The following is a 22772-nucleotide window of genomic DNA, read 5'->3' as shown; positions in this document are numbered from 1 at the left end:
CGCTGAACTCCTCTGTCGAGGTGGTGGATTGTCACGAGGTCAGAAGGCGGTCCTGCTCGGTCGGCGGCGTGCCGCCGTGCCAGTCCAGGGCCCGGCCGAAGCGGATCAGCTCGCCGTACAGGGACGGGTCGACGGGCTCGGCGAGGGTGAGGTCGAGCACGGCCCGGGCCGCCTCGGCGGGGGACTGCGCCTGGCCGTAGTCGCTGAACCACGGCCGGGACGTGGCGGTGTCGACCATGCCGGGGCAGACGGCCGCGATCAGGATCCCGGCGGCGAGATCGTGTGCGTGTCGTTCGGCGGCGACCGCCCGGACCGCGGCGACCTGGGCCACCTTCGACGGCACGTTCAGCCAGCGGGGCCAGCCCTTCTCCTCGGCGGTGCCGTGGTGGACCGCGGCGCGCCACGACTCGACGGCGTACTCGACCTGGTCGAGGTTCGCGCCGTCGAACAGGTGCCGCAGCCGCGGGGCGAGGTGACCGAGGGTGCCCAGGCTGCTGGCCACCACGAGCAGCCGGCCGCCCGGGCGCAGGACCGGGCCGAAGGAGCGCAGGACGGCGTGGGTGGCGGAGTTGGAGACGTCGATGAACTCGTCGGCGCGCTCGGCCTGGGACTCGCCGGGCAGCAGGCGGGCGACGGCGTTGGAGATCACGATGTCGACGCCGCCGTGGCGGCCGTGCAGGTCGTCGGCGAGCCGGCCGATCGCCGCGGTGTCGGTCACATCCAGGACGCGGCCGTGCACCCGGGCGCGGCTGTCCGGGCGCCGGGCCACCTCGCGGGCGGCCTCGGTGACGCGGCCCTCGTCGCGCCCGGTGAGCAGCACCAGGTCGTCGGCGGTGAGGCGGGCCGCGAGGCCCTCGACGAGGGCGCGGCCCAGGCCCTGGTTGGCGCCGGTGACTAGGGCGACGCGGGGAGCGGTGGTGTTCACGCGTGCGGCGTTCATGCCTGCCACGGTAGGAAGGCTGTGACCATGACGCCAGCGAAAGAATTGCACACGTGATATGCGTGAACGTCATGGACTTCACGGACGTGTCGCTGACCGCGCTGCGGGTGTTCCGCACGGTGGCCGAGCAGGGCACCTTCACGGCGGCCGCGGCGTCGCTGGGCTACACCCAGTCGGCGGTGTCCCGGCAGATGGCCTCGATCGAACGGGCGGCGGGCGCCGAACTGCTGGAGCGGCGGCGGGACGGCGTCCGGCTGACGGCGGCCGGGCGGCTCGTCCTGCGCCGGGCGACGGTGGTGCTCGACGAGATCGACGCGGCCGCCCGGGAGCTGTCGGGCCTGCCGGAGGAGGGCGGCACCGTGCGGCTCGGGTGGGTCGCCACCGCCGGGACGACGCTGGTGCCGCAGGCGCTGGCCGCCCTGCGGCGCGGCGACCCGGGGGTGCACGTCGTCAGCCGTGAGGGCGGCACCCCGGCACTGGTCCGGGCGCTGCGGGCGGGCAGCATCGACCTCGCGCTGCTGTCGTCGGCGCCGCCGTTCCGCGCGCCGGACGCGGAGTCGCCGGCGCTGGTGGTGCAGACGCTCACGGAACGCCCGCTCTGCCTGGCCGTGCCGGCGAACCACCCGCTGGCGCGCGGTGCGTACGTCGACGCGGCCGACCTGCGCGGGCAGCGGTGGATCGCCGGATCGGCCTCCGGTGCGGACCGGCTCATGGGGGTGTGGCCGGGCCTGGACGAACGACCGGAGATCGTGCACACCGCCCGCGACTGGCTGGCGAAGCTGCACCTCGTGGCCGCGGGCTGCGGCCTGACCACCGTGTCCCCCGCGATGGCCGCCGCCGCGCCGCCGGGGGTACGCGTCCTGCCCGTTCGCGGCGGGCCGCAGGAACTGCGGCGCCTCCTGCTGGCCCGCCTCCCCGGCTGCCCGAGCGAGCCCCTCGTCCGCCTGGCCGCCGCCCTGCGGTCGGCCGCACTGGGCACCGGCGCCGTCCCGGAGCCGTGAGCGCGGGCAGGCCCGGCCACCGGAGCGGTACCACGCGGTGCCGCCCCGGCGCTCAGCCCCGCGCCGCCGACGTGGTCGGCTCCGGGGCACGGGGTGTCGGTGCCCGCTCCGGGGCGCGGGACCACCGGCCCGCCAGGATCGTGCCGACCACCAACTGGAGCTGGTGGTAGAGCATCAGCGGCAGCACCATCAGCCCGGCCTCGGAGCCGAACAGCACCGTGGCCATCGGGAGGCCGTTGGCCAGGCTCTTCTGCGAGCCGCACAGCACGGCCGCGACGACGGCCGGGCGGCCGAGCCCCAGGACGCGGGCGCCGAGCCGGGCGGCGGCCAGCGAGGCGGCGAGCAGGGCGAGCAGCACCGCGGTCAGGCCGAGCAGGGCGCCGGGCGTGGCGAGGTGCCAGATGCCCTGGGCCGTCGCCGCGCTGAAGGCCGTGTAGACGACGAGCAGGATCGAGCCGCGGTCGACCGGCGCCAGCACCCGTTTGTGCCGCCCGAGGAACCCGCCGATCCACGGCCGCAGCACCTGCCCGAGCACGAAGGGCGCGAGCAACTGGGCCGCGATGCGCAGCAGTCCGTCGGCCGAGAGCTCGGCGTGCGAGCCCAGCAGCCAGGCGGCGAGCAGCGGTGTCAGCACCAGCCCGGCCAGGCTGGAGTACGTGCCCGCGCAGATCGCCGCCGGGACGTCGCCCCGCGCCGCGCCGGTCAGCGCGACCGAGGACTGGACCGTCGACGGCACCAGGCACAGGAACAGCACGCCGGTGCGCAGTTGGTCGGTGAGCGGGACGGGCGTCAGTACGGCCGTGGCCAGCCCGAGCAGCGGGAACAGGACGAAGGTGCAGGCGAGCACCAGCCCGTGCAGCCGCGCGTGGCGCAGCCCGGCCAGGGTCTCGCGGGTGGACAGCCGCGCGCCGTACAGGAAGAAGAGCAGCGCCACCGCGACGTCACAGGCCACCGCGGCCGAGCGGGCCGCGGTGCCCGTCGCCGGGAACAGGGCGGCGAGCCCGACGGTGCCGGCCAGCGCCGCCATGTAGGGATCCACGCCACGCCGCCGCAGCCACTGCAGGCTCATCCATCACCTTCCTTCATTCCGGGCCCCACCAGCGCGCCCACTCCGTCGACCACCGCCCCGCCTCCCAGTGCCCCGCCGATCACCGACCCGCCGACCACCGCCCCGGCGCCGTCGTGGTCGCTGCCGGCCGAGCCGCCGCCCTGCTGGACGTTGGCCGTGCGGTCGACCTCCACCCAGGAGTCGGCGTGCGAGTTGTCGATGACCGTGATCAGCCCGCCCGCCGCCGCGGGCGGCGCACCGCCCGCGAGCAGCGCGCACGCCCCGGCGAGTCCGGCGGCGCCGGCCCGCCACCGGGCGGATGCCCGATGGCGGACCGGACCGGGTGACTCCGACGTCACGCCGTGACCTCCACGAGCCCCCGGGCGCGGGCGATGTTCCGCTCCAGCAGCTCGGTGGACTCCTGCACGCCCACCGGCCGGCTGTTCGCCGGGGCGGCCGGAAGCCGGCCGTCGTTGACCTTCAGCCCCGCGAGCGCCTCGTCCATCGCCCGGTGCGCGGCGAAGAGGCACGGCGTGCTGTAGATCGCGACGTCCACCCCGAGGTCGCCGAGCTCCGACAGCGACAGCCGGGGCGACTTGCCGCCCGCGATCTGGTTGAACAGCAGCGGCTTGTCGCCGACGACGCGGCGGATCCGCCGGATCCACTCCTCGCTGCGCACCCCGTCGACGAGGACGACGTCGGCGTCCGTCTCGGCCAGGGCGCGGGCGCGGCGCAGGATGTCCTGCTCCTCCGTGGCGTCGGTGCGGGCGACGACCACGAGGTCGGTGCGGTTCTCCAGGACGAGGTTCAGCTTCTCCAGGTACTCGTCGAGCGGCAGGACGAGCTTGCCGTCCGCGTGGCCGCAGCGGCGCGGGCGCTTCTGGTCCTCCAGGATCACGCCGGAGGCGCCGGTGCGTTCGAGCCGGCGCACGACGTGGCAGGCGACCTCGGGATCGACGTAGCCGTCGTCGATGTCGACCAGGAGGTGGTGCTGCGGGAAGGCGCCGCGCAGCCGTTCGACGAAGGAGAGCATGTCCGGCCAGGCGATGAAGCCGATGTCGGGCAGGCCGTAATAGGAGGCGGCGAACCCGAATCCGGAGACGAACATTCCGTCGTAGTGTTCGGCCGCGATCGACGCCGAGTACATGTCGTACACCCCGATGAGCGGCGTGGTGCCCGTCCGCGCGATGTCCTCGCGCAGGCGCTGACCGTATCCAGCCGCCGTGATTCCGTGGAACAAGGCCTTCTCCTCACTCACGATTCACTCACGATTCACCCGAGATTTTGCCTGGGCTTGGCTATCCCTAGACCAAATCGAGGCGCTCTCACTATGTGCTCTTTAACGTTCCTTGGGCAAACCTTTTAAGGTGATTCACTCGTGTGGGTGATGCAGAATCAGCCAATACGAAAATATGACCACGTAAGGTGGCGCACGCGAACGGGGCCGGACGCCGCTGCGTCCGGCCCCGTGGGGGCGCTTCCCCGTCCGGCCGTCAGACGGCGCGCACCGGCTGGACGGCGCGGCGCTCGCGCAGCGTCCGGAGCACGCGCCGGGTCGCGCGGGTGGCGACCGGGGGCAGGAGGTCCAGGGCGAGCCGGCGCGGCGTGGAGCGCTGGACCGGCGCCTTGACCTGGTAGTTGAGCCGCAGGACGCACGACCCGGCGATGGTGTCCTCGTCCACCGTGTAGCCCTCGGCCCGCCAGTCGCGGCCGAGCAGGACCTCGCGCGCGGCCGCCGCGTCGCCCCACGTCCCGTAGAACTTCATCGGGGTCAGCAGCACCGGCCGGAGCCCGCCCGTGAACACCGCCTCCCAGACCGCCGCGGAGACGCCGGGGGTGTGCTCGGAGCGGTAGTCGTCGAGGGCGACGAGGCCGTCGGCGGCGAGCGCCGCGCGGGCGACGGCGATGTCCCCGGCGACGTGCTCGTACAGGTGCGAGGCGTCGACGTGGACGAACCGGCAGCTGTCCGCCCGGATCCGGCCGTCGGCCAGCGCGGACGTGGGGGCCTGGACGATCTCCGGCAGGGCGTCGTGGAAGGCGAGGTAGTTGGCCTCGAACGCGCTGCGGGTGAGGGTCCTGCGGTAGGACATCGCCATCTCGGCGGCGTTGTCGGCGTCGCCCGCGTCGGAGTCGAACAGGTCGCAGACGGTGAGTCGTTCGCCGGGCCGGAGGTGGTCGCCGAGCAGGACCGCGCTGCGGCCGAGGTAGCTGCCGAGTTCGAGGATGTCGCCGGTGACCCCGGCCGCGCTCTGGGTGGCGAGCAGGTGCCCGAAGGCCGCCCGGTCGAGACTGAAGAACCAGCCGGGGATGTCGTCGCGCCGCAGCGGGGCGGATTGGACGGCAGCGGTCTCGCACGTGGTCACGGCGGCCTCCAGGGGAGCGGGCGGGGCCCGGTGGCGGGTTCACGCCGCACCGGTGCCCCGCGGGCCCGTCGGACGTGAGGCGGATCATCATAGCGACGGGTGGGCCCGGTGGGACCAGGTGTCGATCGGGGTAATTCCGCTTCCCCACCCTGCCGTTCGGTCCCGTTCGGTCCGGTTTCGGTGCTGTTTCTGTGCTGTTCGGCAGGGGGGCGGGACAGCGCGGCCTACGCCCCCGAAGCTCCGGGGTCCCCCGAAGCCCCTGTGCCTCCCGAAGTCCCCGAGCCCCCCGCGTCCCCGGCTCCGGCGGCTCCCGCCCCCGTCAGCTGCGCGATCGTCTCCGCGAGCCACGCCCGCTCCGCCGCCCCGGAGGCCCGGGCGACCAGCAGCATGCCCCGGCGGAACGGGTTCGGCTCGCGCTCGGCGGTGACCGGCCGGCCCTGCCCGTCGTAGAAGAAGCTGCTCGGCGCCTCCAGGAAGTCGAGCCTGCGGCGCAGCACGGCGGCCTGGCGGGCCGGGTCGGCCAGGTGGTGGAGGAAGGCGGCCAGGGCGAAGAAACGGATCTGGTCGGTGATCTCCGCCTGCTCCGGGTCGCCGAGCCGGCGCCGGAGTTCGGCCCGGCCGGCGGCGGTCAGCTCCAGCGTCTGGCGGGGGACGGCGCCGCTGCCCGGCTCGGTCCTGCGGTGCAGCAGGCCGGCCTTCTCCAGCCGGGTGATGGCGGGGTAGAGCGCGCCGTCGCTGACCGGCCGGACGTGTCCGGTGAGGCCGGTGATCCGGGACTTGAGCTCGTAGCCGTGCAGCGGCTGGTCGTAGAGGAACCCCAGGATCGCGAGCGTCAGCACGATGAAGCCCTTTCGTCGGAGTGCGCCCGGTGCGCGCGCCACTTTACCTCTTGTCGATGTGCCTCGGTCCGATGTATCTCTATTCGAGGCAGACGGGGGGTGGCTCAAGGGAGCGGCCGTGGCGCTGCCGGGAGAGGGAACATGCGCACACACCTGGCACGACTGGCCGCACTGGCCGGACCGGTCTACGCCGAACTCCTGTCCGGCGTCGTGGCCTCCGTCATCGGCGCCTACTGGGTGGCCGGGCTCGGCGGCGCGGCCGTCGCCGCCGTCACCCTCGCGGGCACCGTCGAGAACCTGCTGCTCGGTCTCGTCCTCGTGGTCGTCTCCGGTACGAGCCTGCGGCTCTCGCGCGCCCTCGGGGCCGGGGACGCCGCCGGGGCCGCCCGCACCACGCGCGCGGCGTGGCGGCTCTGCGCGCTGGTGACCGTCGCACTCGCCGTACCCGGCTTCCTGCTGCGCGAGCACCTCGCGGCAGGGTTCCTCGACGGCCCCGCGGCCGGGCTCGCCGCGGGCTACTTCGCCGTCGTGTTCCCGGCGTTCGGGCTGTTCTCCGGCCAGCGCGTCGCCGACGAACTGTTCAAGGGCGCCGGCGACACCCGCACCCCGATGCGGATCGCGCTGCTCTCCAACGCGCTGCTCCTCGCGCTCGACCCGCTGCTCGTCCTCGGCGCCGGACCCGTCCCGGGCCTCGGCGTGACGGGCGCCGCGCTCGCGCTCACCGCCTCCCGGGCGGTCGCGTTCGCCCTCACACTGCGGCTGCTGGCCAAGCGCCGGACGGGCGGGCCCGCCGGAGGAGCCGGCCCGGAGCTCGGCCCGGAGCTGCGGCGGATCGTCCGCGCCGGGGCACCGTTCGGCCTCGACTTCACCGCCCGGATGGCCGTCGGGACGGCCCAACTCGCGCTCGTCGCGGGCTTCGGCGTCGCCGCCGTGGCCGGGTACGGCGTCGGCTACCGCGTGCTGCTCGTCGTCACCATGGCGTTCTACGCGCTGCGCCAGGCCGCCGCGATCGGGGCCGCCCGTCTCGCCGGGGCCGGGGAGGAGGCCGAGCTCCGTCGATTCGCCCGCGCCACCGGCTGGTTCGCCGCCCTCCTGGGAGCGGTCGCAGCGGTGCTGTGCGCGGCGCTCGGCGGACCGGTGACCGGGCTGTTCACCGACGACCCGGCGGTGGCCGGGCAGTCCGCCGGCTTCCTGCACCTGGCGGCGCCCTACCTGCTGCCGTACGCCTTCGTCGTCGCGGTCGGCGGCGTGCACCAGGCCGTGGGCGCGGGGCGGGCGCTGGTCGTCTCCGTCGCGGCCGGTCTCGGCGCCCAACTCGGTTCCGCCACCGTGCTGTCGGGCCCGCTCGGCGTGAACGGCGTGTGGGCCGGGCTGACGGTGGGGGCGGTCGTGCAGCTCGCGCTCCTGGTGGCGCTCACCCGGCCCAAGCCGACCGGGCCGCCCGTCGGGTCGCCCGTCGAGCAGCCGGACGATGCTCGCGTCGCCACCGGCCGCTGAACGGACCCGCCGGGCGCCCACCGTGCCGCGGGCTCAGCTCCGCCGCATGTCGTGCGCCGAGGCCTCCCGCACCTCGTCGAGCAGCGCGTCCCGGACCGCGCCGTCGTCCTCGGCCAGGAGGCCGTGTACGGCGCGCGCGTAGTCGGACAGCCGCCGCTGCTCGAAGATCAGCATCATCCGTACCTTCTTGGTGAGGGCGCGTTTCACCTGGCCCGTGAGCTTCGCGGCCCGCATCGAGTCCCCGCCCAGGTCGAAGAAGTTGCTGGTGGGGTCCGGCCGCCTCCCCAGCACCTGCTCCCACAGCCCGGCCAGGATCTCCTCGACCGCCAGGACATCGGTCATCGGTCAGCCTCCACGCTTCGTCAGGTCGGTGGTGAACGCAAGGTCCTCGCAGATCATCCGTGCGGCGTTGATCCCGCTGCCGGCGGCACCCGTCCACATGAAGTACGGCGAGCCCTCGACGTTGCCCGCGCTGTACACCAGTGGGTCGGAGGTGAGGCCGTACAGCGTGGTCTCGGGGAACCCTTGGTCGGTCAGGTCGAGCCCGAGTGCCTCGGGCAGACGGCGCCGCGCCCGCGCCACGTCGGCGAGCAGCAGCGTGTCGGCGGTCAGCGCGGTGCCGGACGCCGTCTTGAGTTCGAGCGCGTCGGACGGCAGCACCCGCGCGTGGGCGACCGTGTCGACGAGGACGGTCACGCCGCGTTCGGCGAGCAGGCCGGCGAGGGCGGTCCGGGCCAGGGCGGGGTCCGAGACCACCACGGTCAGCTCGCGCGCGTACTGGACGGTGAGCGCGGCCAGTTTGAGCGCCTCCGCGTTGTGCCCCACACAGACGTAGGCACCGTCGTCCCGTTCGTGGGTGTGGCAGTAGGGGCAGTCGAAGGCCGACCGGCCCCAGACCCCGTCGGGCAGCCAGGACGGCAACTCGTCCGCGCGGCCGGTGGCCAGCAGCAGCCGCCTTCCCCTGACCGGCCCGCTGAGGGCGCCCTCGACGATGACGTGGTCGTCCCGGGTGCTTGCCGTGACGACCTCTTCCCACCGGATCCCGACGCCGTACTCCTGCGCGTCGCCCTCCATCCGCGCGTAGACCTCGGCAGGTGTCGCCCCGTCGGCGAACGGCACGTTGTGCACGGTCGTCGCGGAGGAGTTGCGCCGGTCGGGCAGGGACAGCACCAGGACGCTGCGCTTCGCGCGGCCCAGCATGATCGCGGCCGAGAGACCGGCCGGGCCGGCGCCCACGATCACCACGTCGTACAACCTGTCGTCCATCGGTCCTCCAAGCTTGACGTTTCGTTCGCCCTCCGGGGCGGAGGGCCGTGGCTCAGCCCTCGAAAGCAGCGCCGGCACCGTCCGTGAAGGCCTGCCGCAGCGCGGCGCGGTCGACCTTCCCGGTGCTGCCGAGCGGCAGCGAACCGGTGACCAGGACCCGGGCGGGGCACATGTACGGGGGCAGCCGCTGCGCGAGGTGGGCGCGGACGGTCGCCGTGTCCAGCGTTTCGGCGCTCCGCAGCGCGAGCGCGATGAACGGGTCGCGCGGGTCTCCCGCGGCGACGGCCAGCGCCTCCTCGACACCGGGAACGTGACGGGCCGCCTGCTCGACCTCGCCGAGCTCGATGCGGTAACCCCGGACCTTCACCTGGGAATCGAGCCGACCGAGGAACTCGATCCAGCCCTGGGACGTCCAGCGCGCGCGGTCGCCGGTCCGATACATCCGCCACCCCCGGTCGTCCTCGTCCCACGGGTCGGGGAGGAACCGCCGCGCGCTGAGCTCGGGGTCGTTGATGTAGCCCTGCGCGACGCAGGCGCCGGAGATGAACAACTCGCCCGGCTCGCCGATGTCGCACGGGCTCAGGTCCTCGCGCAGGACGTAGTAGCGGGAGTTCTGCATCGGCCTGCCGTAGGGGATGCTGTCCCAGCCCTGATCCACCTCGTGGACGACGAAGTCGTTGGACCACACACAGGCTTCGGTGGCTCCGCCGAGGGCCACCAGGGTCGCGCCCGGGAACTCGGCCCGGACGACCGCGGGCGTGGTGAGCGGGATCCAGTCGCCGCTGAGGAAGACGCGGCGCAGCGCCCGGCGCCGGCCGTACGAGGACTCGTCGAGGAAGTACGACACCGTGGTGAACAGTGCGGGTGCCGAGTTCCACAGCGTCACGCCGTGCGCCACCAGGGCCGCGGCGATCCGCTCGGGATCGGCCAGTTCCTCCGCGGTCAGCAGCAGGATGCTGGCCCCGGCCGCCGGTGCGCCGAAGACGTCGTAGACGGACAGGTCGAAGCCGAACGAGGCGACCTGGAGCAGGATGTCGTCGGGCCCCACCCCATTGCGGCGGTTGAACCACTCGATCAGGTTGACGACGCTGGAGTGGCGGACCGCGACCGCCTTCGGCAGCCCCGTCGACCCGGAGGTGAAGATCGTGTACGCGAGGTCTGCGGGCTCCGCCCCGGCCGGAGCCGCCGGGGCCGGGCGGTCCGTCGGCACCGGTCCCGGCTGCTCCTGCGTCACGGTGATCGTCAGGTCGCGCCCGACGGCGCGGCGCAGCCGTTCGGCGTCCGCCAGGTGCCCGGCGGTCGCGACGAGGTGCCGCGCACCGATCGACTCGATGACGTCCGCCGTGCGGCGCACCGGCCACCTGGGGTCGAGCGGGACGTAGAACGCGCCGGCCCGGACGGTCGCGTGCATGGCGACGACGGCCTCCGGCACGTGGTCGGCGAGCAGCGCGACGGGGGTCCGCGGTCGGACGCCCGCCCCGGCGAGTGCCAGGGCCATGCGCCGGCTCGCCTCCGCGAGCCGGCGGTGGGTGAGGGCGACACCGGCGGTCGTGCGGACGGCGGGCGCGTCGGGGTGCGCGGCGGCGGCCGCGTCCAGCAGGTCGGGCAGGACCGCGTCGGCCGCGAACTCCCGGTCCGTGGCGTTCCAGCGGCGGATCAGCGGATGGTGGTGGGGCCGGGCCGTGGTGCTCATCCGGCCTCGCCCCGCCCGGCTGCGGGCGCGGGCGAGCGCCGGGTCTCCGGTATGAGGTAGCAGGAGCCCCGGAGCCGGACCCGCGGGTCACGGGGATGCCGGCGCTGGAGGCCGGTGGCCCGGAACCCGAAGCGCTCCAGCACCGCCAGGGCCCGGTCGTTCGTCGCGACCGTCCAGGCGCCGACCGACTCGCACCCCTGCTCCGCAGCCCATGCCACCGTCTCCGCGATGAGCAGGCGCGCGACACCGTGTGCGCGCGCCGTGGGCCGCACCCACAGACTGTGGCCCTCGGCGGCCGCCGGTTCCCCGTCGAGCAGTTGGACGCCGGCGAGTCCCACCGGTTCCGAGCCGGCGAAGGCGACGGCCTTCATGCCGAGACCGGCGTCCAGCAGGTCTCGCCACTCCTCCTCTCCCAGCTCCTGCAGTCCCTCCGGGGAGGGGCCGAAGACGTCCGTGTCGGAGGTCAGCGCGGCGGTCCGCACGGCGCGCCAGACTTCCCAGTCGTCCGGCACCACGCGGCGTACGGTGATCAGGTCCATGTGATACTCCCTCAGGTCAGCGCTGCCGCACGACGCGGCGCTCGTCCCACACGGGTGTGTCCGTCTCGGCCACGCGGCCGTCGGCACGGAAGACCAGGAACCGGTCGAAGGACTTCGCGAACCACCGGTCGTGGGTGACCGCGACGACCGTTCCCTCGAACCCGGCCAGCGCCTCCTGGAGCGCCTCGGCCGACGCGAGGTCGAGGTTGTCCGTCGGCTCGTCGAGCAGCAGCAGCGTCGCGCCCGAGAGTTCGAGCAGGAGCACCTGGAACCGCGCCTGCTGGCCGCCGGACAGCGTTTCGAAGCTCCGCTCGCCCGCCGCCGCGAGGCCGTAGCGGCCCAGCGCCGCCATCGCCGTGCGGAGATCGACGCCGGCGCGCCCGTCCTCGCCGCGTGCCAGGACGTCCACGAGGGTGCGCCCGGACCACGCCGGGTGCCGGTGGGTCTGTGCGAAGAGCCCGGGTACCACCCGCGCGCCGAGCCGGCAGTCGCCGGAGTGCTCCACCGATGTGGGCGCGTCCTGGACGGACTCGGCGAGCAGCCGCAGGAAGTGGCTCTTCCCCGAGCCGTTCGAGCCGAGCACGCAGACCCGCTCGCCGAAGGACACCTCCAGGTCGAACGGCTTCATCAGGCCGGTGAGTTCGAGCCGTTCGCAGTGGATCGCCCGCACCCCGGTGCGGGCGCCCCGCAGCCGCAGCGCCAGCTTCTGCCGCCGGGGCAGTTCGGCGGGCGGGCCGGCCTTCTCGAACTTCTCCAGCCTGGTCTGCGCCGCGTGGTAGCGCGAGGTCATGGCGTCGCTGACCGCCGACTGCTGCTGAAGCCTGCGGACGAGGCCCTTCAGCTTCTGGTGCTCCTCGCCCCACCGCCGGTGCAGCTCGGCGATCCGCTCCCACCGGGCCTCGCGCGCGGTGTGCCACGTGGCGAACGTGCCGCCGTGCGTCCAGGCCGTCCCGGCCTCCATCGTCACGATGTGCGTGGCGGCCTCGGTGAGCAGTTCCCGGTCGTGGCTCACCAGCAGCACGGCCTTGTCGGTCTGCGCCAGCTGCTCTTCGAGCCAGAGCTTGCCCGGAACGTCGAGGTAGTTGTCGGGTTCGTCCAGCACGAGGACCTGCTCGGGGCCCCGGAGCAGGGCCTCCAGGACGAGCCGCTTCTGCTCGCCGCCGGACAGTGTGGTGACGGCGCGGGCCGCGGCCCGGTCGATGGGGAGGCCGAGCGCCGTCGTCGTGGCCTTGTCCCACCGGACTTCGAGGTCGTAGCCGCCGGCGTCGCCCCACGCCGTCAGCGCCTCGGCGTAGGCGAGCTGCGCCCGTTCGTCCCCGCTGTCCGCCGGCTCGGCCCGGTCCAGCCGCGCCGCGGCCCGCCGCAGCGCGGCCGGCGCGGCGGCCAGCAGGAGGTCCCGTACCGTGCTGTCGTCCCGCACCGACCCGATGAACTGGGGCATCACGCCGAGTCCGCCCTGCACCTGGATGCCGCCCTTGGTGGCGGCGAGATCCCCGGCCAGGATGCGCAGCACCGTCGTTTTCCCGGCTCCGTTGGCACCGATCAGCGCGACGACGTCGCCGCCGGAGACCCGGAACGACACGTCGGAGAACAGCGTCCTGCCGTCCGGCAGGGTGTAGGAGAGCCCGTGCGCGGCTAGATGGCCCATGACCGGCCGTCCATCGCCTCGTGTAGCAGGGACGCCAGGTGCCGGGACTCGAAGAGGAAGTCGTGGTCGCCCGAGAAGTTGTGGACCCGGGCCGGCGCGGCGAACCTGTCCTCGGACTCGAGGGCCACGTGCAGCAGGTCCGCGTCGCTCACGAAGACGTCGATGGTGACGTCGAGCCCCGGCTTGGTGTAGGCGAGCATGGCGCGCATGTTGGCCACCCAGACCTCCACCCGCCAGTCGAGCTCGCGCACGCCGTCACCGGGGCGCATCCGTCCGAGCTCGCGCAGGATGCGGACGAGCTCCTCCTTCCCGGCGTCGGTGGAAACGTCGAGCCCGCCCGGGTCGCGCCCGGACTCCCGGCAGACGTCCAGCAGGTCGTCCAGGCGGTACCGCCGCAGCGCGTCGTCGTCGTGGTCGCGCGCCGAGTGGTCGCGCACGGCCGGATCGAGGATGCCCACGAACGCGACGTCCTCGCCCCGCGCCCGCAGTTGGGCGGCCATCTCGTAGGCGATGTCGCCGCCGAGGCAGTACCCGGCCAGGTAGTACGGCCCTTCGGGCTGCACCGACCGCGCCGCGCGCAGGTAGTGGGCGGCCAGTCCGGAGAAGGTGCGCAGCGGCGCGCACTCGCCGTCCATGCCGGGTGCGCGCAGCCCGTACACCGGCCGGTCGAGGTCGGCCATGTCGAAGAGGTCGAGCATGAAGCCGACCTCGCCGTTGATGGGGTGCACGCAGAACACCGGCTCGCGGCCGCCTTCTCCGATGAGCGGGACGAGCGGCGCCCCCCGGTCGCCGGACGGGTGTGCTGCGGGATTCTGACTCGCCATCTGTTCATTCCCATCCACTGGAACCGGCCGCGTCGGACACCGGCCCGTCGTCACGGGAGACTCCAGCACGGCCGTTGCCCCCGGGCCGAGCGCGGGCGCGGCCTTGGTTGACGCAGGCCCGCTCCCACCTGGCTCCGCGCCCCGCAAGCCGAACCATCGGCGACCGTTGACCCGCCGCGACCGGGCCCGGGGGCGGGGCCGGCGCGGGTCAACGATCCGCCATGGTTCGGTCGGAGGGCGGAGGGGCGAGGTGGGGCGGGGTCCGGGTCCACCAACGGGAGGTCCCCGGTTGTCCGGGCGCGGCCGCGGATGGCGTCATCGATTCCGCGCTGTCCATTCCGAACGACGGAGATCCTCGGTGCCCAACATCTTCCTGGCCGGCCCCTACACGCAGTGGATGGACTGGTCCACGGGGCGGCTCCAACCCGACAAGGCCGAACTGCTGGAGCGATTGCGCACCCACTTCATGGAGCACGGGCACGCGGTCTTCAACGCCCATCACAACGAGTCGTGGGGTGCGGGCTGGCTGCTTCCGGAGGTCTGCACGCCGGCCGACCTCGTCGCGATGCGGCACGCCGACCTGGTGTGCGCGATCCTCGGCGACCCGCCGTCGCCGGGGGTCCTGGTCGAACTCGGCTGGGCGTCGGCCCTGCGGGTGCCGGTCCTGCTGCTGTCGAACCAGGAGCGCCTACCCGCCCTGATCGCCGGGCTGGGGTCGGTGACGCCCACGAGCATCCGGCCCCTGCCCGAGCGCTGGAGCGGCGATGAACTGGGGGCCCTGCTCAAGGAGTCGGACCGGCTGCTGGCGAGTGCTCCGGCCGTGGCGTGGACCGGCGAGGTGAGCGGCTACCCGAAGACGTCGGGCCCGTACGGCTACGAGCGGCCCTCGGGAAGCGGCAGCGGTGTCCGCCGCTGACCGGCGGCCGCGGCTCCTCGTCGTCGGCGTGGACTTCGGGTGGGGCAGCGCGGGGAAGCTCTCCAGCATCCTCGGAGCGCTGGCGGCCGTCATGCCCGCCGATGTCGTCGGGATCGGGACCCGCCTCGGCCGGCCGGTGCTGGGCGACGGCCTGATCGGGTCCTGGGCGGAGTGCGACATCGACGACGCCGCCGACGTCCGCCGCGTGGTCGCCGAGGTCGCTCCGGACGCGGCGCTCGTCGTGCTGCACCCGCAGGCGGCGAGCGCGCTGGAGGCGGCGGGGTGCCCGGTCGTCTACGTGGACAGCCTCCCTTTCCTGTGGACGCCGCACGACGCCGTCCCGGTCGGGGCGAGCCTCTACTGCGCGCAGCGGACGCTGCCGCTGCCGGGGCCGGCCGCGGAGGTGATGGCCTCGGTGGCCAACCTCCGGTGGGTGGAGCCCATCGTCGGCTCGGCGGCCCGCCGGGACGGGCGGCTCCACGGCCGGGGCGAGGGCCGGCGCGGGGCCGCGGTGATCAACGTCGGAGGCCTGCACTCGCCCTTCTCCCGCCCGGGGGACACCAGTTACCTCGATCTCGTGCTGCCGGCCGCACTCGCGGCGCTGGATGCGGAGGGCCTGACGGACGTCGTCGTCACCGGGAACGTCCGGGCCCTGCCGGCGTCGCTCCCGGACGGACTGCCGAGGCCGGCCGTCGGGCCGCTGCCGCACGACGGGTTCCGCGCGCTGCTCGGGTCGGCGCAGACCGTCCTGACCTCGCCGGGCCTCACCACGATCCTGGAGCTCGCGTCGCTCGATCGGACGGCCGTGCTCCTGCCGCCGCAGAACCTCAGCCAGGTGCTGAACTCCGAACTGGTCGCCACCCGGTGCGATCCGGCGTTCGTGGCCGGCTGGCCGGAGTGGGTGCTCGCGCGCGACTCGGTCGGCCGGTGGCACGAACACGGCGAGGAGCACGCGGTCGAGCGCATCCACGCGCGCATCGCCGAGGTCGCCGCCTCGCCCTCGGAGCGGGCGAGGGCGCACGAGGAGATCACCGAGGGGTTGATCAAGGCGATCGCCGCGAACTCCGCGCCGGACAAGGACTTCTCCGCGCTCACCCCCGTCCGCGACGGGGCCGACCAGGTGGCCGAGGCGATCGTGGCGATCGCCGGCCGTTCGCCGAGGTGACCCCCCACCAGTACCGCCGGACCACGAAAGGAACACCGTCACCATGCGCACGCCCGATGAACTCCGCGCCGATCGCCGTCTCGCCGTCAACGGCGGCACACCCTGCTTCGACCAGCTTCCGTACGAGGACACCGGGATCACGCCGGCCGCCGCGGAAACCGTGGCCGACATCGTGCGCAGCCGGCGCACGGTCTTCTGGGGCGGCGGCCCGCACAGCAAGCGCCTGGAGCGGGAGTTCGCGGCGCACACCGGCCGCCGCAAGGCGTTCTTCCACAACTCGGGCACCGCGGCCCTGCAGACCGCGTTGTTCGCGCTGGGCGTGGGGCCGGGCGACGCCGTGGCGCTCAGCGACTCGGGCTTCGTGGCGAGCCTCAACGTGATCCACCACCTTGGGGCGAGGCCGGTGTTCCTGCCGACGGACCCGGACACCCTGCTGTGCGTGGACGACGTCGCCCGATGGGTGGAGGGGCATGACATCCACACGTCGCTGATCACACACTTCCTCGGCAACGTCGCGGACGTGGAGGCGATCCACCGCACCGCGGGAAGCCGGTTTCTCGTGGAGGACGGCGGACAGGCGCATGGCGCGACGCTGCGCGGCCGGCCGGTCGGCTCGCTCGGCGACATCGGGTCCTTCGCAGGCAGCCACAAGAAGCTCGTGACCGCGGGGCAGGGCGGACTGAACGTCTACGACGACGAACAGATCGACTGGCGCATGCGCACCTACGCGCACCACGGGAAGAGCGGCAACTTCGAGGGGGTCTTCCCCGGGTACAACTTCCGCGGCGGCGAGATCGAGGCGGCCCTCGGCCTGGCCGCGCTGCACGAGCTGGACGAGCGGGTCGCCGCGCGCAACCGCACCGCCGAGGTCCTCACGGGCGTCCTCGCCGAGGCCGGCATCCGGACCGCCCGGCTCGCCGCCGGACTCGACGCCACCCCCTCGTGGTTCGACGTCGCGGTCGTCCTGGACGAGGAGTGGGACGGTCACCGCGACTGGCTGGTGGACGCCCTCACCGCCGAGGGCATCCCCGGCTGGGGGTACCCGGCGCTCATCGCGATGCCGTGGGTGGAGCCGTGGATGCGCGGACGCGGTTGGTGGGGCGAGCGCGAGCAGCACCTCGCGGAGGTGGAAATCGCGCTGTGGAACCGGGTGCTGGTCCTCGGCACGCAGATGTCGCCCGAGGACGCCAAGCGCGTCGCCTCGGCGACGGCGGACCTCCTCACCCGATGAGCGCGCCCGGTCCGGGCCGGCCGCCGGCCGGTCCCGCCGCGCAGGCGGCCGCCGTGCTCGCGGCGCTGGAACCGGGCGGCTCGTTCGACACCCGCGGCGGCGGCAACTGCCTCGTCCTCCTCGGCGCCGAGCACGTGGTCCGGGTCGGGCTCAGCTTCGCGCTGCGCATCTGCGCGGAGCAGCGCGTGTGGACGGAGGCCCGCAGAGTGGGGGCTCCCGCCCCGCAGGCGCGCGCCTCGGGGGTGCTGGAGGGCGGTCTCCCGTACCAGGTCTATCGCCGCGTCGACGGGCGGGCGCCGCGCTCGGAGGCCGAGTGGGCGCGAGTGGGCGAGGTCGCCGCCCGGCTGCACACACGTGCGGATCCGGGGCCGTTCGACACCGGCGATCACCCGTTGCCGCGCAGACGGGACCGCTACGGCACCGCGCTGGAGCACGTCCGGTCCGCCATGGTTCCGGCCGCGGCCGCGGAGCTCGTCCGGGCCGCGGAACGGGACGCGCGGCGTTCCGAAGGCGCCCGGGTGGCGCTGCACGGCGACCTGCGGGAGGACAACCTCCTCGTCTCCGGCCGAGAGCTGGTGGCCGTGCTCGACTGGTCCGACGCCGCCCTGGGGTCACCGGAGGCCGAGTGGGCGGCCGTCCCGCCGGCGCGGTGGGCGGCCTTCGGCCGCGGCTACCGCAGCGCCGGCGGCCGCGCCCCCGACCTCCGGCTGGCCGCCGGCCACGCGCTGGCCCGAGCCGCGGCCCTGGAGCACACGGGCGTGCTCGGGCGCGGGGCGACGGCCGGCCTCTGGGAGCAGCTCCGCCCCCACTGCGCACGGGCCGGAGCCGTGACGGTTCCCCACCCACCCACCCAAGCACCCGTACCGAGGGAAGGCACGCCGACATGAACGAGGCACCCCGCACGCCGGCTCCCGCCGCGCCGTCCGCACCCGGCGGCCGGCCCCGATACCTGTTCATCCGGGTCCTGGAGGCGTGCAACGCGGACTGCTTCATGTGCGAGTTCGCGCGCTCGCGCGACGGCTACCGCTTCTCCGCCGCCGACATGCGCGACACCGTGGCACAGGCCTGGCCGTTGGGCGTCCGCGTCGTCCGCTTCACCGGCGGCGAGCCGCTGCTGCACCAGGACGTCACGGAGCTGGTGCGGATCGGCGCCCACGCCGGGATGGCGATGTCGATCATTACCAACGGGCACCGGCTGCCCCGCCTGGCAGGGCCGCTGGCCGAGGCGGGACTGGCGCAGATCATCGTGAGCCTGGACGGTGCGGGACCGCGGACGCACGACGTCTACCGCGGCACACCGGGACTGTTCGAGTCCGCGGTGGAGGGCCTGCGCCGGTGCAGGGAACTGGGCGTCCTGCCACGGGTGAACACCGTGGTCGGCCCCCACAACTACGCCCAGATGCCGCAGCTGCAACGCCTCCTCGAAGACATCGGGGTCGAGCAGTGGGAGCTGTCCGCGATCAAGCTGGACCGCACCGTTCGCTACCCCGACCCCGACGACGTGACGGCCCGCTGCGAACCGCTGTACGACGGGTCGAGGCCGGGCGCGCTGCGCCCGCTCGGCCGGCGCTTCTACGGCGACACGGACGCCGAGCGCTCGGCGTACTTCGACGGGGGCGTCACGCCCAGGGCCGAGGGACCGGCCTGCCACGTCACCGACGACGTCGTCTACCTCGACCCCAAGCAGGGCCGGCAGTTCGCCTGCAGCTGCCTGCCGCACCGCGACCCCGACGAGCGGGGCTCGGGCCGTGCAACCGACGCGTCCGGGCGGATCTGGTTGGACCAGCCGAGCTTCCGCACCCACCGCGCGCACTTCCGGGCCGCGGGACCGCTCTCCTGCACGGGGTGCTCGACCACGGCCGCGGGCTACAGCGACGACATCGCCCGCCTCGGAACCGCAGCGAACTGGAGCTACTGAGACCGATGGACACGACCGAAGTGGTCCGCTGGATCACGCAATGGCTCGCGGCGGCGGAGATCGACGCGGGTCCGCACTCCCCGATCCTGGGCGAGGTCGACTCGCTCCGCATCGCCGGCCTGCTGGCCGCCGCCGAAGCCCGGTGGGACGTCGACGTCTCGGCCGGTTTCGCGCCCGGGGCACTGGCTGACGTGACGACGCTGGCCACGCACCTGTGCGCCCCGCGGCCGGGCTCGCCGCGCCGCTGGTTCGCCTCCGGCGCGCCGGGGGAGCAGCGCCCCGCGCTGCCGCGGGACGGCCTGCTCACGACCTCGGTGTCCGGCGAGCACCTCGTCGGACTGCCCGTCGCCCCCACGGACTTCGCGGGCCCGCTGGGCTCCGCGCTCGCCGTCGGCGACGAGGCCGTCGCGGTGCAGCGCTTCGCCGACGGCCTCCATGCGGCGCTGGCCGGCCTCGGCGTCGTACCGGTCTGGTACCCGATCCTCACCGACTCGGCCGTCGGCGCGGACCACCCGCAGAACGTCGACAGCGCGTTCCCGTCCGGCCGCCTCCCGCACGCCGCGTGCCTCCAGTTCGTCGACGGCATCGGTGAGCGGCCCGACGGGCTCTACGCCGGTGTGGGCTATGCGTTCCGCCGCGAACCGGCGCGGCGCTGGGAGCCGGCCGGCCGGCTGGAGGCGTACCGGGTGTTCGAGATCGTCGGCTGCGCCGGGGTCGACCGCGTCGAGGAGCTCGCGCGGGCCGTCGTCGACCGGGTCGCAGGCCTGCTCGCCGCGACGGTGCCGGGGCAGTGGTGCGCGGCGTCCGACGGGTTCACCGACGGTATGCGGCGCAAGCTCGAATGGATGACGGGTGACCGGCCGGTGGCCGTCGCCTCGTTCAACGACCACGGCACGTCGTTCACGGGCGAGGCCGGCCGCGCCACCTTCTGCGTGGGCGTGGGGCTGGACCGGCTGTTGTCCCTGGGGGTGTGGCGATGACGGCGCTCGGGGCGGAGCACTGGGGACAGGGCGCCGTGCGCGCGGCCGGGGCCGGTGAGGGCGAGCCGCGCGGATGGGCGTCGGCGGGACTGCGCCCGGTCGCCGGCCCGGTGCCGGCACCGGTCGCCGGCCTCGTGGTCGCGCTCGCGGCCGACTCCTGGCCGCAGAACGTCGGTTCGGTGGTCTGCCACCCGTGCCTCGGCCGGTCGGCGGGCGACCCGGCGGCGCTGCCCGTCTCGGTCGTGTGGGAGGCCGCACTCGGTTGGATCGCGGCGAAGGCGTTCGGCGTGCCCGCCCGCATCGGCCTCTGCGTCGCCGAGGAGGCGCTGCAACATCCGGCGCGCGCGGAGGAGTTCCACGCGCTGGGCGACCGGCTGGCGCCCGTGCTCGACGACACCGCCGCGGCCCTGGGGGTGCGCTGCGTCACCTCCGTCCACCACGAACGGCCCGACGAGGTCCTGCCATTGCCCGATTCCGAGCTCTACGGCCTCTTCACCCCGTTCCACGAAGGCATGTACCCGCTCGGCTTCCCCAACTCCGACGACGTGCTGGACGCGTTCCGCATGTACTGCTCGCGCTACGCCGATGCCCAGCGGAAGGAGCCCGGCGCGCTCGTGTTCGAAGGGGTGCACCTGAGCCGCTCGGTCCTGCTCGGCTCGGGCGCGGCACGGCGCTACGTAGCGGCGGCACCGCTGCCCGATCCCTCCGGGTGGCCGCGGCTGGCCCAGGACGCTCCCGCGGACGAGCGGATCACGATCCGCGGCTGGGAGCGGCTACCGGTCGACTGGTGGCCGGAGCAGGCCTGCCGGGACGCGCTGGGGACCGGGTTCCGCGAGCTGGCGGGCGCGGTGGCCGGCCGGCTGTTCGGCGACCGGGGTGCGCGGTGACGGCGATCTCACCGGCCGGGCGGCGCGCCCTCTGGGCGTACCGGTTCTTCATGGGCACCTCGAACGCGCAGTTCACCCGGGGCGTCTTCATCGTCTACCTGGTGGCGCACGGCCGTTCGCTGTTCGAGATGGGACTGCTGGAAGCGTGCTTCCACGCCTCCCGGCTGATCGCGGACGTGCCGCTCGGCTCCCTCGCCGACCGGCTGGGCCGCCGCGCCGTCATCACCGCGGGGCTCCTGGCCGGCGCGGCCGGCGCCGCGCTGATGCTCGCGACACCGCTGTGGCTGCTGGTCGTCTCCTTCGCCTTGCAAGGGCTCGGCTGGGCGGGCCAGCGGGGTGCGGACAGCGCGCTGCTGTACGAACTCCTGGACGACCTGGGCCGCAGCGAGCTCTTCGCACGGGAGACCGGACGCGCCATGGGGCTCGGCTTCGCCGTCCTCGCACTGACCACCTTCGTCGGCGGCGCGATGTACGAACACCTGTACTGGCTCCCGTTCGTCGCGCACGCGCTCGCCGTGGCCGGGGCGAGCTGGTTCGTGTGGAGGGTGCCCGAGTCGCCCCAGCCCGTGGACCGGCGGGCGACCATGGCGGGGACCATCGTCGCCGGATGGCGCGTGCTGCGCCGGCGGCGCCACCTCCTCAACGCCCTGCTGTTCGGCGCCCTCGTCAACGCGGGCGTCACGGCGGTGAGCATCTTCAGCCAGGACTTCTTCGCCGGGCTGGGGCTGAAACCCACCGCGGTGAGCCTCGTCATCGGCTTCATCACCCTGGTGGCCGCCGGAGTGTCCGCCGTCGCCCACCGGCTGACCGCGCTCGGCATGACCCGGGCGATGCTCATCGCCGCGGTGCTGTTCGCCTCCGGGCTGCTGGGGATGTACTCCGCGCGGCCGTGGTTCGCGATCGTCGGCTACTACTGCGTCTTCCTCACCATCGATCTGATCTACCCGCTGCTGAGCCAGGTAGTGAACGACGCCACCGACAACGCGGTGCGCTCCACGGTGCTCTCGTTCGGCGGCCTCATCGGCGGCCTCGCGACCACCGTGTCCTTCGTCGTCACCGGCAGCGTCGTCGCCTCCTTCGGCTACACCTGGGTCTTCGCGGGCCTCCTCGTGCTCAGCCTGCCGTTGTTCGGGATCCTCCTGCGGAGCCGGCCCGGCGCCGGACCCGCGGTCGGGGCCCGCACGCCCGTCACATCGGGGGACCAGCTGTGATCTCGTTGTTCCTGGAACCCGGGCGCGACCTGGGGGACCTCCTCGTCGCAGCCGCGGTCCTCGCCCACCTCGACGTCCCGGTCGCGCCCCCGCCGGGCGAGGCCCCGCTGCCGGGTTGGCTCGGCGCGGCGGGCCCGGCCGGGGACGACCGGCCCCGGGCCGCGCTCGCCGTGGGCGGTCCGGGCGCCGCCGCTACCGCGCTGGCATCCGGGCTGCCGCTGGTCGCGGTCCTCGCCGACCCCGACCTGGGCGCCGCGCTCGCGGCCGAGTGCGGCGGGCGCGTCGTGGTCTGCACGCCGGCCGCCCCCCGGATCACCTCAAGTGCCGCATCCGGCCGGGGCGTCAAGACGGTCGGCCCCTTCCTGCCGTACCGGCGCACCGCCGCCAGGGGGAGCGGCGTGGTCCTGATCGCCGACGCCCTCGGCCCGGCGCAGGAGACGCTGCTCGCACACGCACAGGAGACCGGCGTCGCCGTCGGGACCGTGCACCCCTGGCGCGACGACGTCCTGCGGGCCATCGCCGGAGCCGCGGTCGTCTGCGGGCCGGACGGCACCGAGCTGCGCGATGCGGCCTCGCTCTGGGGCCGGTTCGCCGTCCTGGCGCCGGGCACCGGCCCCTCCGACGCGGACCCCGCGGGGCTCCCGCCCGCCGAACGGCGGTTCCTCACCCGTCTCGCGGCCGAACCCGCGGTCGCGGTGGCGGCCCCCGGCGGGGAGCAGGCCCGGCACTGGCCCGGTGGCGGTCCCCGGGTGGCCCGGCAGCTGCGCCAGGCGCTTCTGGCCCCGTTCTGACCGCCGGCCCCGCCC

23 protein-coding genes are annotated in these 22772 nt (G+C 74.4%); 11 read left to right on the top strand and 12 right to left on the bottom strand.

Annotated elements, in window-relative coordinates:
- Positions 1-31 precede the first annotated feature (31 nt).
- A complete protein-coding gene (locus ACFV4F_RS06595; protein WP_380500653.1) occupies positions 32-940 on the bottom strand; it encodes an SDR family NAD(P)-dependent oxidoreductase in 909 nt (302 codons plus the stop codon).
- A gap of 71 nt (positions 941-1011) precedes the next feature.
- Here ACFV4F_RS06595 and ACFV4F_RS06590 point away from each other — a divergent pair, with 71 nt between their 5' ends.
- On the top strand, positions 1012-1941 hold the full coding sequence (locus ACFV4F_RS06590) for a LysR family transcriptional regulator (RefSeq protein WP_380437046.1): 930 nt from the start codon (positions 1012-1014) through the stop codon (positions 1939-1941).
- A gap of 52 nt (positions 1942-1993) precedes the next feature.
- On the opposite strand, the gene ACFV4F_RS06585 is transcribed toward ACFV4F_RS06590, so the two are convergent.
- The 5 genes from ACFV4F_RS06585 to ACFV4F_RS06565 form a co-directional block, all read right to left on the bottom strand.
- Positions 1994-3010 (bottom strand): bile acid:sodium symporter family protein, encoded by a 1017-nt coding sequence (locus ACFV4F_RS06585; RefSeq protein WP_380500652.1) that lies wholly within the window; start codon positions 3008-3010, stop codon positions 1994-1996.
- Positions 3007-3348 carry a hypothetical protein gene (locus ACFV4F_RS06580; RefSeq protein ID WP_380500651.1) on the bottom strand — a complete coding sequence of 114 codons (342 nt, stop codon included), beginning with the start codon at positions 3346-3348 and terminating at the stop codon, positions 3007-3009. The genes ACFV4F_RS06585 and ACFV4F_RS06580 overlap by 4 nt, the downstream gene beginning before the upstream one ends.
- The gene (locus ACFV4F_RS06575) at positions 3345-4229 is read right to left on the bottom strand and encodes an oxaloacetate decarboxylase (protein ID WP_380500650.1); all 885 of its coding nucleotides are present in this window, start codon (positions 4227-4229) and stop codon (positions 3345-3347) included. Before ACFV4F_RS06575 ends, ACFV4F_RS06580 begins: the two co-directional genes overlap by 4 nt.
- A gap of 253 nt (positions 4230-4482) precedes the next feature.
- The gene (locus tag ACFV4F_RS06570; protein WP_380500649.1) at positions 4483-5352 is read right to left on the bottom strand and encodes a class I SAM-dependent methyltransferase; all 870 of its coding nucleotides are present in this window, start codon (positions 5350-5352) and stop codon (positions 4483-4485) included.
- Between the two features lie 224 nt (positions 5353-5576).
- On the bottom strand, positions 5577-6233 hold the full coding sequence (locus tag ACFV4F_RS06565; protein ID WP_380500648.1) for a PadR family transcriptional regulator: 657 nt from the start codon (positions 6231-6233) through the stop codon (positions 5577-5579).
- Positions 6234-6332: 99 nt separating this feature from the next.
- On the opposite strand from ACFV4F_RS06565, the gene ACFV4F_RS06560 reads away from it, so the two are divergent.
- Entirely contained in the window at positions 6333-7688 is a 1356-nt protein-coding gene (locus ACFV4F_RS06560; RefSeq protein ID WP_380500647.1) for an MATE family efflux transporter, read from the top strand.
- Between the two features lie 33 nt (positions 7689-7721).
- Here ACFV4F_RS06560 and ACFV4F_RS06555 read toward each other — a convergent pair whose 3' ends face one another.
- Genes ACFV4F_RS06555 through ACFV4F_RS06530 form a run of 6 tightly spaced genes read right to left on the bottom strand, consistent with a single transcriptional unit; the run spans position 7722 to position 13658 of the window.
- Positions 7722-8030, bottom strand: a complete 309-nt coding sequence (locus tag ACFV4F_RS06555) for a phosphopantetheine-binding protein (protein WP_380500646.1) — start codon at positions 8028-8030, stop codon at positions 7722-7724.
- 3 nt (positions 8031-8033) lie between these two features.
- Positions 8034-8954 carry an NAD(P)/FAD-dependent oxidoreductase gene (locus ACFV4F_RS06550; RefSeq protein ID WP_380437030.1) on the bottom strand — a complete coding sequence of 307 codons (921 nt, stop codon included), beginning with the start codon at positions 8952-8954 and terminating at the stop codon, positions 8034-8036.
- A gap of 52 nt (positions 8955-9006) precedes the next feature.
- Positions 9007-10647, bottom strand: coding sequence for an amino acid adenylation domain-containing protein (locus ACFV4F_RS06545; RefSeq protein ID WP_380500645.1), 1641 nt, complete (start codon positions 10645-10647; stop codon positions 9007-9009).
- Entirely contained in the window at positions 10644-11186 is a 543-nt protein-coding gene (locus ACFV4F_RS06540) for a GNAT family N-acetyltransferase (RefSeq protein WP_380437026.1), read from the bottom strand. The genes ACFV4F_RS06545 and ACFV4F_RS06540 overlap by 4 nt, the downstream gene beginning before the upstream one ends.
- Before the next feature lie 16 nt (positions 11187-11202).
- Positions 11203-12834, bottom strand: coding sequence for an ABC-F family ATP-binding cassette domain-containing protein (locus ACFV4F_RS06535; RefSeq protein ID WP_380500644.1), 1632 nt, complete (start codon positions 12832-12834; stop codon positions 11203-11205).
- Entirely contained in the window at positions 12822-13658 is an 837-nt protein-coding gene (locus ACFV4F_RS06530; protein WP_380437022.1) for a thioesterase domain-containing protein, read from the bottom strand. Before ACFV4F_RS06530 ends, ACFV4F_RS06535 begins: the two co-directional genes overlap by 13 nt.
- Positions 13659-14016: 358 nt before the next feature.
- On the opposite strand from ACFV4F_RS06530, the gene ACFV4F_RS06525 reads away from it, so the two are divergent.
- Genes ACFV4F_RS06525 through ACFV4F_RS06485 form a run of 9 tightly spaced genes read left to right on the top strand, consistent with a single transcriptional unit; the run spans position 14017 to position 22757 of the window.
- Complete coding sequence (locus ACFV4F_RS06525; RefSeq protein WP_380437020.1) at positions 14017-14574, top strand: nucleoside 2-deoxyribosyltransferase; 558 nt, start codon at positions 14017-14019, stop codon at positions 14572-14574.
- Positions 14561-15739, top strand: a complete 1179-nt coding sequence (locus ACFV4F_RS06520; protein ID WP_380500643.1) for a hydroxymethylcytosylglucuronate/cytosylglucuronate synthase — start codon at positions 14561-14563, stop codon at positions 15737-15739. Before ACFV4F_RS06525 ends, ACFV4F_RS06520 begins: the two co-directional genes overlap by 14 nt.
- A 43-nt stretch (positions 15740-15782) precedes the next feature.
- Positions 15783-16970 carry a DegT/DnrJ/EryC1/StrS family aminotransferase gene (locus ACFV4F_RS06515; protein ID WP_380437016.1) on the top strand — a complete coding sequence of 396 codons (1188 nt, stop codon included), beginning with the start codon at positions 15783-15785 and terminating at the stop codon, positions 16968-16970.
- Positions 16967-17857, top strand: coding sequence for a phosphotransferase family protein (locus ACFV4F_RS06510; protein WP_380500642.1), 891 nt, complete (start codon positions 16967-16969; stop codon positions 17855-17857). Before ACFV4F_RS06515 ends, ACFV4F_RS06510 begins: the two co-directional genes overlap by 4 nt.
- Positions 17854-18888 (top strand): cytosylglucuronate decarboxylase, encoded by a 1035-nt coding sequence (gene blsE / locus ACFV4F_RS06505; protein WP_380500641.1) that lies wholly within the window; start codon positions 17854-17856, stop codon positions 18886-18888. Before ACFV4F_RS06510 ends, blsE begins: the two co-directional genes overlap by 4 nt.
- A gap of 5 nt (positions 18889-18893) precedes the next feature.
- Complete coding sequence (locus ACFV4F_RS06500; RefSeq protein WP_380500640.1) at positions 18894-19868, top strand: hypothetical protein; 975 nt, start codon at positions 18894-18896, stop codon at positions 19866-19868.
- Positions 19865-20755 (top strand): hypothetical protein, encoded by an 891-nt coding sequence (locus tag ACFV4F_RS06495; RefSeq protein WP_380437008.1) that lies wholly within the window; start codon positions 19865-19867, stop codon positions 20753-20755. Before ACFV4F_RS06500 ends, ACFV4F_RS06495 begins: the two co-directional genes overlap by 4 nt.
- Positions 20752-21966, top strand: coding sequence for an MFS transporter (locus ACFV4F_RS06490; protein ID WP_380437006.1), 1215 nt, complete (start codon positions 20752-20754; stop codon positions 21964-21966). Before ACFV4F_RS06495 ends, ACFV4F_RS06490 begins: the two co-directional genes overlap by 4 nt.
- Complete coding sequence (locus tag ACFV4F_RS06485) at positions 21963-22757, top strand: hypothetical protein (RefSeq protein WP_380500639.1); 795 nt, start codon at positions 21963-21965, stop codon at positions 22755-22757. Before ACFV4F_RS06490 ends, ACFV4F_RS06485 begins: the two co-directional genes overlap by 4 nt.
- Positions 22758-22772 lie beyond the last annotated feature (15 nt).

It is taken from the genome of Kitasatospora sp. NPDC059722, from assembly GCF_042733235.1.
Taxonomy (GTDB): domain Bacteria; phylum Actinomycetota; class Actinomycetes; order Streptomycetales; family Streptomycetaceae; genus Kitasatospora.
Note: the sequence above shows the minus strand (reverse complement) of the source record. Positions and strands in the feature narration are given on the sequence as shown.

Coding starts and splice junctions, on each gene's coding strand:
- ACFV4F_RS06595 (WP_380500653.1), bottom strand. CDS start 940: ATGAACGCCGCACGCGTGAACACCACCGCTCCCCGCGTCGCCCTAGTC.
- ACFV4F_RS06590 (WP_380437046.1), top strand. CDS start 1,012: ATGGACTTCACGGACGTGTCGCTGACCGCGCTGCGGGTGTTCCGCACG.
- ACFV4F_RS06585 (WP_380500652.1), bottom strand. CDS start 3,010: ATGAGCCTGCAGTGGCTGCGGCGGCGTGGCGTGGATCCCTACATGGCG.
- ACFV4F_RS06560 (WP_380500647.1), top strand. CDS start 6,333: ATGCGCACACACCTGGCACGACTGGCCGCACTGGCCGGACCGGTCTAC.
- ACFV4F_RS06555 (WP_380500646.1), bottom strand. CDS start 8,030: ATGACCGATGTCCTGGCGGTCGAGGAGATCCTGGCCGGGCTGTGGGAG.
- ACFV4F_RS06550 (WP_380437030.1), bottom strand. CDS start 8,954: ATGGACGACAGGTTGTACGACGTGGTGATCGTGGGCGCCGGCCCGGCC.
- ACFV4F_RS06545 (WP_380500645.1), bottom strand. CDS start 10,647: ATGAGCACCACGGCCCGGCCCCACCACCATCCGCTGATCCGCCGCTGG.
- ACFV4F_RS06540 (WP_380437026.1), bottom strand. CDS start 11,186: ATGGACCTGATCACCGTACGCCGCGTGGTGCCGGACGACTGGGAAGTC.
- ACFV4F_RS06535 (WP_380500644.1), bottom strand. CDS start 12,834: ATGGGCCATCTAGCCGCGCACGGGCTCTCCTACACCCTGCCGGACGGC.
- ACFV4F_RS06530 (WP_380437022.1), bottom strand. CDS start 13,658: ATGGCGAGTCAGAATCCCGCAGCACACCCGTCCGGCGACCGGGGGGCG.
- ACFV4F_RS06515 (WP_380437016.1), top strand. CDS start 15,783: ATGCGCACGCCCGATGAACTCCGCGCCGATCGCCGTCTCGCCGTCAAC.
- ACFV4F_RS06510 (WP_380500642.1), top strand. CDS start 16,967: ATGAGCGCGCCCGGTCCGGGCCGGCCGCCGGCCGGTCCCGCCGCGCAG.
- blsE (WP_380500641.1), top strand. CDS start 17,854: ATGAACGAGGCACCCCGCACGCCGGCTCCCGCCGCGCCGTCCGCACCC.
- ACFV4F_RS06500 (WP_380500640.1), top strand. CDS start 18,894: ATGGACACGACCGAAGTGGTCCGCTGGATCACGCAATGGCTCGCGGCG.
- ACFV4F_RS06495 (WP_380437008.1), top strand. CDS start 19,865: ATGACGGCGCTCGGGGCGGAGCACTGGGGACAGGGCGCCGTGCGCGCG.